Genomic DNA, 13,695 nt, shown 5'->3' on the forward strand with positions numbered 1-13,695 from the left:
GATGGTACTGCACCCGGGAGGGTGTGGGAGAGTAGGTCACCGCCGGACAATATTTAGGCCAGATCATCTGGTCCGTTTCAGGCCCCGCACACAGTGCGGGGCCTGACGTGTTTAACCGGTACTTCGTTTAGCAGGGACTTCGGTCCTCGGCGCGTGTTCACGTGGCTGCGGCTTTTGCGCCTGGGTGCCGGCCGCTCTGACCGGTCCCACCTGGCGCCACCCCTGGGATGATCTTCACCACTTGCCCGGCTCGCTTCGTGCTGGGTGCGCAGATATGGCGGGTCCCCGGTCGCTGGGTGCGCAGATATGGCGGGATAAACACGGACTAGGTCACCAGTCCTGCGTACCCAGCCAGGCCCACACCTGTTCGGCCGGCCGGGCCTCGTCTCGACGGCTCAAAACGCCGCACGGACCACGCCGGCCAGAAAGACTCGCTCCGGTTTGGGACATTGCTGCCACCACAGACCGGAGCGGGAGCCCAAAACGTACGCAATGTCCCAAACCGGAGCCTTTTCCCTCTGCTCCGTTCGGCGGGTGCGCAGGTATGGCGACCTCAACACGGTGGGTGCGCAGGTATGGCGACCTCAACACGGCTGGGTGCGCAGATATGGTGGGGTAAACGCGGCTGAGGTCACCATATCTGCGCACTCAGCCTGGCTCCAGGCTTTGAGGCCAGCCGAGACTAGTCCTGCCGGCCCAATCGGAGCGATGTTCTCAGGGGAGCGGATGCAGCCGGCCCCGCCAAACAGTCGGCTCCCGCCAAACAGCAGGCCCCGCGCCAGCAGCCGACCCAGCCGACCCGCAGCCCAGTCGCCCCACCGCCCTACTTGCCCTTCACAGTGGCCGAGTCATCGGGCGACGGCCCGGCCAGCGCGTCCAGTTCCAGAGGGAGATCGCGCATCGTGATCAGCCGGGAAGCCAGGACAGGTACGGAAGCCAGTATGGCGATCGCGGCGAAGATCCAGAGTGCGGGAAGTACTCCGAGGGTGCTCCCAAGCAGTCCGCCGAGCAGGGCGCCAAGGGGCATCGGCCCCCAGACGAGGAAGCGAATCGAAGCATTCATGCGGCCGAGCAGAGGTTTGGGGCAGAGCCGCTGACGGAAGCTGCCCTGGGTGATGTTGTAAACGACAACGCCCCAGGAGGTAATGAAGCCGCCGATCATCAGGCAGGGGGCGGCCGGGAGGTAACTGGCCAAGGGAGTGGACAGCAGGGCCAGACCGGCCAGGCCTGAGGCGAGAGGTATGGCCCTTCCCTCGCCGACGAGGCGTTGAAAGCGGGAGGCGGTGACCGCACCGAGGATGCCGCCCGCAGAGGTTACCGACATTACGATGCCCAGGGTCGTCTCGGACAGGCCAAGCGTACGCAGCGTGTAGAGCACGAACAGCGCAAAAGTGGCGGACGTAGAGAAGTTCAAGAGACCCGTGCAGGCAACGATCCTTCGAAGGAGGGGATGCTTCAGCACGAATGAAAGCCCTTCGCGGATCTCCACGGCCAGTGGCCTGCGCGTCTGCGGGTCGGCCGGGACCTCACGGTGGCGGATGCGGCTGACGAAAAGACTGGAGAGGGCCATGCACACGCTGGTCACGGCGATTGTTAGCGGTGATCCGATGAAGCGGATCAGCGCGGAGGCTGCGGTGGGGCCAAGGACCATCGCGGTTTGCTGGCTTGCCTGGAGCTTGCCGTTTCCATCGCTGATCTGGCTGCCATCCAGAATCTGGGGCAAGTAGGACTGATTGGCGACGTCGAAAAACACCGTGACGACACCGACAAGGGCAGCGACGACGTAAAGGTGGGGCAGCGTGAGCGCATCGAGAAGCCAGGCGACGGGGAGGGTCAGCAACAGTGCAGCCCTGAGCAGGTCACCAAAGATGATCACTCTCTTCTTGCGCATCCGGTCCACCCATGCCCCGGCGGGAAGGCTGATGAGCAGGAAAGCCGCAGACTCCAGTGCGGCCAGGATTCCCATCTGAAAGGCATCAGCCTGGAGCAGCTGCACCGCCATGAGCGGCATCGCGAAGGAAACCAGCTGTATTCCGGTGACGGAGACGGTGTCGCCGGCCCAGAGCTGACGGAAGTCGTGGTGCCGCCACAGGCTGGTGGGCGGAGTTGCAGCTTTACCGGGGCCGGCGGTCGGTGGCATCAGGAAGGCCTTTCCTTGCCGCACATGGAAATGCAGCGCTCAGAAATCGAATCGGGCTCGTAAGCCCAACAGTCTGGCACCGGATGTCTAGTCCAAGGAGTTTCGCCACGCAGAGACAGCTCCGGATACCCGCCGGCTCTACCAAGCGAAGCAAAGCCCGCCACCACAACCGCGCCAGGCCCACCGCCACTGCCCGTGGTCAAAGCCGCCCGAAACTTACGTTATGATTAATGAGCATCACCGCCGCAGGCGCTACAGCTGAGAAGCTGAAGAGGCCCGCGGTTAGTGACCTTGGTTTTCCCGCGAAAGCGTGGATAAAGGGTTACGGCGGTCATAGCGTGGGGGAAACGCCCGGTCCCATTCCGAACCCGGAAGCTAAGACCCACTGCGCCGATGGTACTGCACCCGGGAGGGTGTGGGAGAGTAGGTCACCGCCGGACATTCTTTGAGGATGAGGACTCGTACAAAGACGTACGGGTCCTTATCTGTTTAAGCTTCCAGTCACGCGCCACGCGCCGAGCTCCGTAAAGCTTCCACCACGCGCCGCGCGCCACGCGCCAGGCTCTGTTTAAGCCTCCAGCCACGAGTCCCGCGCCACGCGCCCCGCGCCACACGCCACGCGCCACGCTCCGTAAAGCTTCCAGTCCCGCGCCGGGCTCCGTAAAGCGCCCCACCGTGGCCAGCTCGGTAGCCGAAGCTCACACTGGACCTGTGCCAGAGAAGAAGGACCCTTTTAGCCGCCGGTTTGATTCCGGACCGGACCTCGACCGCACCATGTTCTTCAGCGATGCGGTCTTCGCGATCGCCATGACACTGCTGGCCGTGGACATCAAGGTTCCCCAGGTTCCCGCCGACCAGCTGGGTCATGCCATCCTGGACCAGCGCCAGGAGTTCTTCGCCTACGCACTCTCCTTCGCCGTCGCCGGGGCCTACTGGCTCAGTCATCACCGCCTCTTTAGGCTGCTGAAGGGTTACACCGGCGGGCTTCAGCGGCTGAACCTGCTGCTGCTCTTCTTCGTCGCCCTGCTCGCCTACGCCACCGACATGCTGGCCCTGCACGATGACCAGCCCCTCGGCGTCGTTATTTATGCGGGAGCGCTGGGGCTGATTGGAACGGTGAATTACTGGCTGTGGATTTACTGCGGGCGGCGTGGGCTGTTTCGCGACGACGTCGATCCGCGGCTGCTGGCCTACGCCCGGGTCCGCGCCCCGATAACTCCGATAGTTTTCCTGCTCTCGATTCCCATCGCCTTCATCAGCCCCAGCGCGGCGGAACTGTCCTGGCTCTCCATCCTGGTGATCAATCGTGCCCTGCAATGGTGGGGGCGGGCGCGCCTGGCCCCGCCCGGCAGCGCATGAAGCGCCGATTCGGTAATTGAGCCGTTGTCCGGTAGTCTTGTATCTGCTCTTGACGAGCAAAAGCCTGGAGGATTCGCCTAGCGGCCTATGGCGCACGCCTGGAACGCGTGTTGGGTTAACGCCCTCGGGGGTTCAAATCCCCCATCCTCCGCCACAAAGCAAGCCCCGTCATCCGGATTCCGGACGACGGGGCTTGCTGGCTTTAACGCGCAGGTGAAACCACAGGCCAGCGCCAGCACCCTTGACGCAGGCATTCAGCGGGTTGAGGATTTACGGACCAAGGGGGTCCGATGCGTGCAGGCCGGCTCCGGCCACGCGAACGGCTCCGCGCGGCCTCGGGACGCCCCGTCCGGGACCGCGGCCCGAATCGAGACGCTGGCGCCGGTGCACGGTGCGGAAGGTTTGCCCGTGGAATACGACGGCAAGATCGCCCTCATCACCGGTGCCTCCCGTGGCATCGGGCGCCGGATCGCTGAACGCCTCGCTGCGCAGGGGGCCCAGGTGGTGGTCGGCTACCGGAAGAATGCGGACCTCGCCAAGGAAACGGTGGCCGAGTTGCAGCGGCTCGGCGGCGGCGGGCTGGCGGTGCAGGCGGACATCGAAAACCCCGAAGAGATCATTAAGCTCTTCGACGCTGCCGCGGCCGAGTACGGGCGGCTGGACTTCTACGTGAACAACGCCGCTGCCGCTGCCTTCAAGAAGGTGGTCGATCTCAAGGCCCACCACCTGGACCGCGCCTACGCCGTCAACGTTCGGCCTTTTGTGATCGGGTCCCAGGAGGCCGTGAAACTGATGGACGACGGCGGCAGGATCGTCGCGCTGACGTCTTACGGCAGCGTGCGGGCCTTCCCGACCTACGCGGCGCTGGGCTCCTACAAAGCCGCGGTTGAGTCCTTTGTCCGCTTTATGGCCGTGGAGTTCGCCGGCTACGGGATCAACGTCAACGCGGTCAACGGCGGGCTGATCGATTCCGATTCACTGGAGTACTTCTACACCATGGAGGGGATGGCCCCGATGGACAGCGTCATCTCCCGGATCCCCAAGCGGCGCCCCGGGACCGTGGATGAGATGGCCGCCGCCGTCGAGTTCCTGCTCTCACCCGGAGCCGAGTACATCACCGGCCAGTCGCTGGCCGTGGACGGAGGGTTGTCCGTCATCGCCCCGCCGTTCTTCAGCGAAACCACTGACCCCGTTGCCCTTCCCGAGCGGCCGCAGCGCCCGCAGGGATCCTGAGGAAAGGACTGGCTGCAATGCCATACGACGCCGGACGGTTCAAGGACTACTTCGAGCATCAAATGACCTACGGTGCGGGTTTCCGGCGCAATGTCGCACGCTACGGGAGTGCCGTGGCCCTGATTGACCCGCCGACCGGACGGCAATGGACCTACGCGGAACTGGGCGCCGACGTCGAGCGCTGCGCCGCGTTGCTGGCCGAACGCGGTGTGGGCCGCGGGGACCGGGTGATGTACCAGCTCTTCAACGGGGTGGAATTCGCGCTGCTCTACCTGGCCACCCACCGACTCGGCGCCGTCAGCGTGCCGGTCAACTACCGGCTGGCACCGGGCGAGACGGCGCACATCCTCCGCGACAGCGAACCGACAGTGTTTATTGCCGACGCCGACTGCGCGGCTGCCGCGGCGCAGGCACTGGAACTGGCGGGGGTGCGTCCGGTGACGCTGGTGGTGGGGGAGCCCGACGGCGGCCGGCCGGATGGCTGGCCAACCGGCTGGGAAGACTTCACCGAAGCGCTGGAACGGGCAAACGGGACGCCTCCGGAGCTGCCGGCGGATTTCTCCACCTTCGAGGAGACCACCCGGCTGTACACCTCCGGCACCACGGGCATGCCCAAGGGCGTGGCGCTGCCCTCGATCGCCGAAGTAATGAGTGCGCACGACGTGATTATGCATTTCCCACTGTCCCCAACCGACCGCACGCTGAATATGACCCCGTGGTTCCACCGCGGCGGGCTGCATTCCGGCGGTCCGACGCCGGCCTTTTACATTGGTGCCGGGGTGGTGCCGCTCCGCAGCTTCAACCCGGGCACCGTGCTGGACTGGGTGGGAGAGTACGGCCTGACGTTCCTGATCGGCGCCCCAACCACTTTGGAAATGATCGCCGCGGAACAGGAGAAGCAGCCGCGGGATTTGGGCACGCTCAAGGGCATTGTCACCATGGGCGCACCGCTGGACCGGGCCGCGGCCCTGCGGTACCAGGAGCTCCTGACGCCTCGGATCTTCAACGGGTACGGCACCACGGAAGCCTTCTGGAACACCTTCCTGCGGCCGGAGGACCTGCCCGCCCGGGCCGGCACCGCGGGCCGCTCCTGCACTGACGACGACGTCGCCGTCGTGAAGGTCTTCCCGGGCCGGCGCGGCCGGCCGGACGAGCTGGCCGCCCAGGACGGAACCGAGGCGGGCGAGATGATCATGCGCTCGCCGAAAGCCGGGTACAGCTACGTCAACCTCCCTGCTGTGGAGGAAGAGAAGTTCCACGACGGCTGGCTGTACCCGGGGGACATGGCGACCTGGGACGAGGACGGGTTCGTCACCATCCTGGGCCGGAAGGACGACATGATCATTTCCGGCGGTGAGAACATCCACCCGGTGCAGGTGGAAGGCGTCCTGGCCGAACACCCGGAGGTCTTGGATGCCGTGGTGGTGGGAGTGCCGGACCCGCAGTGGGGCCAGCGGGTGGTGGCCTATGTGATCCGCCGCAGCGATGCGGCCACAGCAGATGCGCTGGACGAATTCTGTCTGGCGCATGCCGGCCTGGCGGACTTCAAGCGCCCGCGTGCCTACCGGTTTGTCGATGAGGTTCCGGTGACGGCGACCGGCAAAAAGATGCATTTCAAACTGGCCGAGACCGCGGCGGGAGACCTCGCGGCCGGGAACTTCAGTGCGCCTGAAGCCGGTCCCCGAACGGCGGCGGTGGAGTGAGGATGGTCGCGGCATGAGCGCCGAGCGCGTGGTCATTACCGGTATGGGGGCGCAGACGCCGCTGGGCGGGTCCTGGCCGCTGACCTGGGAGGCGCTCAAGGAGGGCAAGAGCGGGATCGACCGGATCACGGCCTTCGACGCGTCGGGCTTCCCCACCCGGATCGCCGGCGAGGTGAAGGGCTTCGACCCGGCGGCCTGGCTGCCAGTGAAACGGATCAACCGGTCTTCCCGCGCATCGCAGCTGGCCGTCGCCGCAGCGCGGGAAGCGGTGGCCGACGCCGGACTGGGCGCCTCGCTGGAGGAGGTCGACGCCGCCGTCGTGATTAACAGTGCTGTGTCCGGGTATCCGGAAATCCAGGACGCCACCACATTGTTCGAGCACAGCGGGATCCGGCCGATCAGTCCGAGTTTTGTGGCCTCCTCGCTGACCAACATGCCCGCCTGCGAGGTCGCGATCGACCTGGCCGTGCACGGACCGGTCAACGCGAGTGCGCTCGCCTGCGCCAGCGGAACGCACGCCCTGCTCGAGGCGCGGCGGCTGCTGCTGGCGGGGGACGCCGACGTCGTTGTTGCCGGCGGAACCGACGCCGCCATCACCCCCGTGATGTTCGCAGGCCTGACGGCGATGCGCGGGCTCTCGCGGAACAACGACGTGCCGCAGGAGGCCAGCCGCCCGTTCGACGCCGACCGCGACGGGTTCGTCTTCGGCGAGGGTGCGGTGGTGTGCGCGATGGAGACGCTCAGCCATGCCCGGGCGCGAGGGGCGCGGGTATATGCCGAGGTGCTGGGCGGGGCGATGACCTCGGACGCGTTCCACATCGTGGCGCCGGAGCCGAGCGGTAAGTACGCTGCCCGGGCGATTGCCAAGACGCTGGCGCAATCCCGGCTGGAGCCGGCGGACGTGGACCTGGTGTGCGCGCACGGCACCTCCACCAAGGCCAACGACCGCACCGAAACCTTTGCGCTGCACTCGGTGTTTGGCGAGCAGGCCGGGTCGCTGGCGGTGACCGCGCCGAAATCGATGACCGGGCACCTGATCGGGGCGGCCGGAACCTTGGCGTCGCTGCTGTGCGCCATGTCGATCGTCGAGGGCGTCATTCCGCCGACCATCAACTACGCCACCCCGGATCCGGAGTGCGATCTGGACTATGTGCCCAACACGGCCCGCGAGCAGAACGTGCGGTACGCGGTCACAAACGCGTTCGGGTTCGGCGGGCAGAACTGCGTGGTAGCGTTCGGGCGGGTTTAGCCGTACGCGTGTCTGTGCCGCACGCCTGCTCAGTAGGCCGGGGCCGACTCAGTATTCAGCGCGTTATCCAGCGGTTCCTGGAGCTGACTGTAATCGGTGGAGTTCAGCTGCAAGACCTGGCCGTCGAGGATCAGCGTGGGGGTGCCCTTGAGCTGCAGGTCCTGGGCGTCCTGCAGGTCCTGGGCCACGCGGGCTTTGATGGCGTCTGAGGAGTAGTCAGCGCGGAACTTGTCCACGTCCAGCCCCAGGTCCTGGGCGTACTGGACGAAGGTGTCGTCCACTGCAGTCTCGGTGGCCCATTCCTGCTGGTGTTCGAAGAGGGCGGCCGACATCTCCTCCAACGCGCCCTGCTCTGCGGCTGCTTCCGCCGCCCGGGCAGCCGGCTCGGCGTTCTGATGGATGGGCAGGGGATAATTCCGAACCAGGATACGGACTTGGTCCCCGTAGTCGTTTTGGGCCTGTTGGATCAGTGGGTCCACCTTGGCGCAGGAGGGGCATTGGTAGTCGGTGAAGAGAACCAGGGTGGCTTGGGGGTTTGCGGGGTCGGTGAGGGTCCTGGCATCCGCGGGAGCCACTTTGTCCATCTGGTCGGCCGGTATGGAAGTGGCGGCGGATGCACTGGTCGACGCCGTAGTGGATGCGCCGTAGGGATTCGAATTCGGGCCGGAACAGGAAACCAGGCCGCCGACGGCGAGCATCAAGGCAATAACCAGGGACCAGAGGGTCCAGCGCCTTGGTCCTTTCCTGCGGTCACGGAACGCGCGGGCGGGGGAGCTGTTTGCTGGTGACATATCTTCCATGCTCCACCGGAGTCCCCACGCCCGAAAGACAGTTCCGCATCCATCTGTGTGTTTCCGCTACGGCTGGCTCTCTCGCGGCTGATGCTCCCGCTGCTGGGCTGCCAGCCGGGCGATGCGCTCGCGGGCGGAGCGTTCCGACGGTCCCATATTCCCGAGACCAAAACGGATAACCCGGAGCACCAGTTTCACCGGGCCGTGCACCGGAAGTTTGAACGGACCCAGCCGTGGCTCCTTCAAGCCCAGCAATTCGCGGTGCCTTGGTTCCAGGGACGCGACGGCGCCGGCGAACAGGACCCGGTAGCCGATGAGCTGGTTCTTTGGCAGGGGCGGGCGGCGGATGAAACCCACGACTTCTTTGACCGTGGGGCTGGAGCGCAGCTCGGGGTCGAAGGCGGCCATCTGCTTCCGCAACCCAGCGAGGTCCCGGGGCGGGTCCTCAATGCGCATGAGTTCACCGGCGGTGGCCCATTCGGCCACGTACTGGTCCGGTCCGCCGGGGATCGGCCCGCCGAATTCGATGTGTGAGGTGAGGAACGCGTCGGTGAAGGCCAGGTGGACCCAGCGGGCTAGCTCGGGATCGTTCGCAGAGTAGGGCCGCAGTGTTCCGGAAGCGTCTTCGTAGGTGCCCTGGACCCGTTCATGCAGCCGCAGCACCCAGTCCGAGGCGCTGCGTGCCGCCGTCGTATCCCCGTAGGTGACGGTGAAGATCCAGCGGATGGTGCCCGCCAATCGGCCGAGCGGGTCTTCTTTGTAGTTGGAGAAGTCCCGCACGCCGGCCATCGCGCCCGGATGCAGTGCCTGCAGGAGCAGGGCCCGGATGCCGGCGATGATCGTGGTCATGGATCCGTGGACCGCCCACACCGCGGAGTCCGGTCCGTAGTAGCCGGGATCAGTCCCGTTGGCGAGCTCCAGCTCCCATTCCGGGATGGTCTCGGAGTTGTTGCTGAACGTGCCGACGAGCTGCCGTCGCCAGGAAGAAAGAAGCTTGCCCATCCTCCCAGTATGGTCCTGCCGCCTGGGAGGTGTCAGCGACCCGGGAGGTAGGGGAATTTCTACTCTTGGTCCGGACCGTTGCCAGCAATGTCCCGCAGGATCGCCAGATTGTGTTCGAGTGCTTGGTTGCCGGCCTCCGTGCTGGCGATCCACGTTCTCATCTGCCGACCGTATTGGCGCTTTTCGATGGTGATGAATCCCGCGTCGTCGAGCCGGGTGAGGTTTTGGGAAAGGCTGGAATCTGAGAGATCGACGGCGTCCCGCAGGATGGAGAACTCGCACTCATCAACTGAGCCGAGGTAGCCCATGATGGAAAACCTCACGGGGGAGTGGATCAGCGCGTTCAGCTCATGACGGGGATGGCTCACCGGGACAGGGCCTGATCGGCTGCATGAAGCGAAGCTGCGGAGTATGTCGTGTTGGCCGAATCAGTCACGCAAGCAGTTTACGGACCGTAAAGTCCTTGTCTAGAGGTACTTTGCAGCGGACACTGCCAAGGTGCGGTGGGGCTTGCCGCCGTCGCGAGCCGACTGGTCGATGGGCAGCGGTGGGCCCGGCACTAGTGCCGGGCCCGCCCGGCGAGCGTCAGCGCAGCAGAATATCCACAGCCCGCGAGCCGCCCGCACCAGAAGACCCAACCGGAACCCGCTCCAGCGTGCCGGACCGGTTGGCGGCGTCGTCGCGTAGGATCTCGGTGACCGAGCCCAGGAAGCGGGAGAGGTCCACCTTGTCCTCCGGGGCAGCGAGCAGCAGCTGGAAGCCGAACTCGTGCAGCGCGTTGATGGACGCCTCGGCGAAGGACAGGGAGGACTTCACGAACGCCTCATCCATCATCACCGTGCCGTAGGTGCTGAAACCCTGGGAAACAATGCCCAGCTGGTACGCCAGCGCCGAGGCCATGATGAACGCGGTGAAGCGCTGGCCCTCGCCACCGGACATCAGCGACGCCTGCAGGTTGGTGAACGACTGCCCGTTCGCGAGCTTGTTGGTGCAGGTGATGGTCACGTGCGCGCGGACGTCCAGGACCTCGGCCCGCCAGCGGCGCTCCTGCGGATCCTTCAGCTTCTCCACCAGCCCCTCGAGCGCGGCGTAGCGGGCGTCCATGTCCGCCTTGTCCTGCCGCACGCCCATCATCGGCAGCGCGTTCTTCAGTTCGGTGCGGAACTTGTGCGCGTCGTCCGGGACGGTGGTCTTGACCTCGATCTCCAGGTGGCTGTCCACGTGGTACGGCACCCGGCGCAGCACCGAGTTCAGCGGCAGCAGGCGCGAGGAGATGCTGCGGCGTTCCTCGTCGAGCAGCTGCAGCAGGTCACTGAACCGCTCGTAGGTGCGGTTGTTGAAGTATTCGCGGAACTCCGACTCGTGCTGCGGCAGTCCCTCGGTGACAATGTCCTCGTACCGGTGCACGTACTCCTCGGCCGAGTCCACGCCCGTCCCAAAGTCCGAACCCCACTTCTCGCTGTAGGTTTCGAAGCTGCGTTCCAGCCGGGTGCGGGTTTCCAGCAGGGTCTTATCCAGCCGCGCCGCGTCGGTGAGCAGGTTCCGCTCCACCTGCCCGGCGGCGTCGTTCAGATGCACGACGTCGGTGATCTCACCGAAGGGGGCGAACAGCTCATCCAGCTGGGCGCGCAGGTCCTCCGCCAGGGCATCCGGGCCGCGGCCGGCCAGGGTGTCGCGGCGTTCAGTGGCGGCGGTCAGCTCGGCCTCGAGCCGGGCCAGGTCGCCCTTGAGCACACCGATCTTCTCGGTCGCGGCGGTCAGGTCCAGCTCCGCGGTGTCCAGTTCGAAGCGGATCTGCTCCAGGTCCGCGTTGGCGTCGCGGGCGGATTCCAGGCGCTCGACGGCGTCGGCGACGGCGGCGCGCTGCTCCCCGGCGGTGATCTCCTCGAACTCGCGGGTGTCGGCAGCGACCTTGCGGACGGCGGCGAGCCGGCGGATCAGGTCGTCCTGCTCGGCGGCGTGCTTGCGGGAGACGACGTCGGCCTCTTCGAAGCTAGCGCGCAGGGCAAGCAGTTCCGCGGCCAGGGCGGCAATCTTGTCCTTGTTATCAAAGCCCAGGACGTTGTCTGAGGCCTTGGTGTGCCGGTCGTCCTTCTCCGTGGTGGAGGAGTTGCGCTTCACGGCACCGCCCAGGCTGACGCCGCGGGAGACCCGGGCGAGCTCGTCCGGGTTCTCGACGCACTCGAAGTCGTAGTGCGCGGTGATTTTCCGGGCTACCCAGTCGCCCATCGCGGAGTCGTAGGTGCTGAGCTTGGTGATCAGGTCCCGGGGTCCGGGATCGGCCGGGCCGTCCACGGGGATGGATGTGTCGATGCAGCGCAGGAAGCCGCGCAGGTTGGTTTCGCTGAGGTAGCGGGTGACGGCGGCCATGTGCTCGCCGGGGACCAGCAGGGCGGTGGAGAGCGGGCGGAGCACGCGTTCGGCGGCGGCCCGCCACTCGGTATGTTCGGCGGGGACGTCGATCAGTTCGCCGGCGAAGGGCATCTCGGCCTCGTCGATGCCGGTGGCTTCGCAGATCCGGGCTCGCTGTTCCAGGCTTTCCGGGCGGATGTTGCTGCGCCGGCGGCGGAAGGACGCGATCTCGGTTTCCAGCTTCGCGATCGAGCCCTTCAGGGCCCAGGCCTCGCCGTGCGCGTCGGAGCTGCGCTCGCGGGCGGCGTCGACGTCGGCGTTCAAGGACTTGATCAGCTCATTGGCGCGGCTGCGGGCGGTGACCAGCCCGGCGGGGGAGAGGTCTGTGTCGATGCCGGCGGCGCGCAGGTCGGCACGGAACGCGTTCTCGATGGTTTCACGGGAAACCAGCTGGGCCTGGGCGGCGGCGACTTCGCGTTCCAGGGTGGCGATCGCGCCGCCGCCCTCCTGCGTGTAGCGGGCGGTGAGCGCGCTGACCTGCTTTTTCAGCTTGGTGCGCTGGGATTCGGCGGCCTTCAGCGCTTCGCGGCTGGTGCCGGCGGCGGAGGTAAGGCGGTCGACGTCGCGTTCGTGGCTGGCCAGCGCCAGACGCCGCCGGTAGGCGGGCAGGCCGTCGGCGGTGAGGGTGCGGACCCGGTCCAGTTCGGTTTTGGTGGTGAGGAACAGGCGGTGCTGGTCCGGGACGTTGGCGAGGTGGTCGCGCTGCTGGCGGGCGCGTTCGAGCTGGCGGCGGATGCTGCGCAGGTGGCTGAAGTCCTCCACGGCCTCGTCGGCGGCGGTGAGGGTTTTGGGGGTGTCCAGCACGTTGGTGCGGAAGAAGTCGTTGACTGTTCCGCCCAGGCCCTTGCCGGTCTGCAGGATGCGCAGCAGGCCGAACGCCTTCTCGTCCTCCACACCCAGGGCGGTGCGGTACCGCTCGGCGAAGAGTTTATGCGAATCGAAGATCTGTGCGCCCGGGAGCAGGGATTCGAGGGCACCCTTGGTGAACCGGCCGCGCATGCCGGTTTCGAGGGAGGTGATGTCCAGGGGACGGTTATGTACGGCGTAGAACCGGCCGACGTGGTGCTCGGTGCCGGTGGCGGGCAGGTCCATGAGCACGGAGAGGCTGGTGATCTGGCCCAGTCCGTTGTCGAAGGTGAGGCAGACGGCGGACCAGGTGGCGCCGGGGCGCTGGTAGGCGGTGCCGTCGCCGGCTTCCATGCCCTGGGTGCCGAGCCGGCCGCGCATGTAGGAGAACGCGGTGCGTTTTTCCTCGGCTGCGGTGCCGCCGTTGTTCTGCGCGGCCTCGTTCATCTTGGGCCGGGCGTCCATGACCTGCAGCATTGCGTCGAAGATGGTGGACTTGCCGACGCCGGAGTCACCGGTGAGCAGTGTGCCGGCGCGGTCCACGTGGATGGTGTGCGCGCCGTCGAAGGTTCCCCAGTTCACGATCTGGATCCGGGAGAGCCGGTTCTGGCCGGGGTTGATCAGGTCCCCCATGGGAAGGGTGGTTTCGATGCTCATGCCGGCTCCTCGCCGTCGTGCTCTGTTTCAGTGACCGCGTCTTCAACGGCTTCTTCGGCGGGCTCAGCGTTTTCAGCGTTTTCAACTGCCTCAAGCTCCGCCGGGGCCTCGGTCAGCGAGTTCATGTAGGTGATGATGTCGCCGATGTGCTCGTACGGCAGGGCCAGCGGCAGCGCGTTGGAGATGACCCAGACGTCGTCGAGCTCGGTGGGCAGCAGCAGGCGGCGTTCGGTGACGAGCTTGCGGATGGCGGCGTCGGCCAGGTCTTCCACGCCCTTGGCATCGTGCGCCTGCGGGTCCACG

The 13,695-nt window shown here is 66.3% G+C and carries 9 protein-coding genes, 1 tRNA gene, 1 rRNA gene and 1 pseudogene; 6 read left to right on the plus strand and 6 right to left on the minus strand.

Annotated elements, in window-relative coordinates:
- Nucleotides 1–823: 823 nt before the first annotated feature.
- Nucleotides 824–2,140, minus strand: a complete 1,317-nt coding sequence (locus tag RTN46_RS14120; protein ID WP_312182312.1) for an MFS transporter — start codon at nt 2,138–2,140, stop codon at nt 824–826.
- Between the two features lie 323 nt (nt 2,141–2,463).
- Here RTN46_RS14120 and rrf point away from each other — a divergent pair.
- The 6 genes from rrf (at nt 2,464) to RTN46_RS14150 (ending at nt 7,684) form a co-directional block, all read left to right on the plus strand.
- Nucleotides 2,464–2,580, plus strand: a 5S ribosomal RNA gene (rrf, locus tag RTN46_RS14125).
- 271 nt (nt 2,581–2,851) lie between these two features.
- A complete protein-coding gene (locus tag RTN46_RS14130; RefSeq protein WP_312182313.1) occupies nt 2,852–3,499 on the plus strand; it encodes a TMEM175 family protein in 648 nt (215 codons plus the stop codon).
- A 66-nt stretch (nt 3,500–3,565) separates the two neighbouring features.
- Nucleotides 3,566–3,653 (plus strand) — tRNA-Ser (locus tag RTN46_RS14135).
- Between the two features lie 140 nt (nt 3,654–3,793).
- Entirely contained in the window at nt 3,794–4,732 is a 939-nt protein-coding gene (locus tag RTN46_RS14140; protein WP_312182315.1) for an SDR family oxidoreductase, read from the plus strand.
- Between the two features lie 17 nt (nt 4,733–4,749).
- Entirely contained in the window at nt 4,750–6,435 is a 1,686-nt protein-coding gene (locus tag RTN46_RS14145; RefSeq protein ID WP_312182316.1) for an AMP-binding protein, read from the plus strand.
- Nucleotides 6,436–6,448: 13 nt separating this feature from the next.
- Nucleotides 6,449–7,684 (plus strand): beta-ketoacyl-ACP synthase II, encoded by a 1,236-nt coding sequence (locus tag RTN46_RS14150; RefSeq protein WP_312182318.1) that lies wholly within the window; start codon nt 6,449–6,451, stop codon nt 7,682–7,684.
- A 29-nt stretch (nt 7,685–7,713) separates the two neighbouring features.
- Here RTN46_RS14150 and RTN46_RS14155 read toward each other — a convergent pair whose 3' ends face one another.
- From RTN46_RS14155 to RTN46_RS14175, 5 genes and pseudogenes are all read right to left on the minus strand, one after another.
- Nucleotides 7,714–8,475 carry a thioredoxin domain-containing protein gene (locus RTN46_RS14155; protein ID WP_312182320.1) on the minus strand — a complete coding sequence of 254 codons (762 nt, stop codon included), beginning with the start codon at nt 8,473–8,475 and terminating at the stop codon, nt 7,714–7,716.
- A gap of 66 nt (nt 8,476–8,541) precedes the next feature.
- Nucleotides 8,542–9,477: an oxygenase MpaB family protein gene (locus tag RTN46_RS14160; protein ID WP_312182321.1), complete on the minus strand. Its 936-nt coding sequence runs from the start codon at nt 9,475–9,477 to the stop codon at nt 8,542–8,544.
- 59 nt (nt 9,478–9,536) lie between these two features.
- A complete protein-coding gene (locus RTN46_RS14165) occupies nt 9,537–9,845 on the minus strand; it encodes a transcriptional regulator (protein ID WP_312182322.1) in 309 nt (102 codons plus the stop codon).
- 217 nt (nt 9,846–10,062) lie between these two features.
- The gene (locus tag RTN46_RS14170; protein ID WP_312182324.1) at nt 10,063–13,392 is read right to left on the minus strand and encodes an ATP-binding protein; all 3,330 of its coding nucleotides are present in this window, start codon (nt 13,390–13,392) and stop codon (nt 10,063–10,065) included.
- Nucleotides 13,389–13,695, minus strand: a pseudogene (locus tag RTN46_RS14175) (DUF4194 domain-containing protein); the annotation flags it as partial. The pseudogene RTN46_RS14175 and the gene RTN46_RS14170, both read right to left, overlap by 4 nt.

Source organism: Arthrobacter sp. (assembly GCF_031988865.1).
Lineage (GTDB): Bacteria > Actinomycetota > Actinomycetes > Actinomycetales > Micrococcaceae > Arthrobacter_B.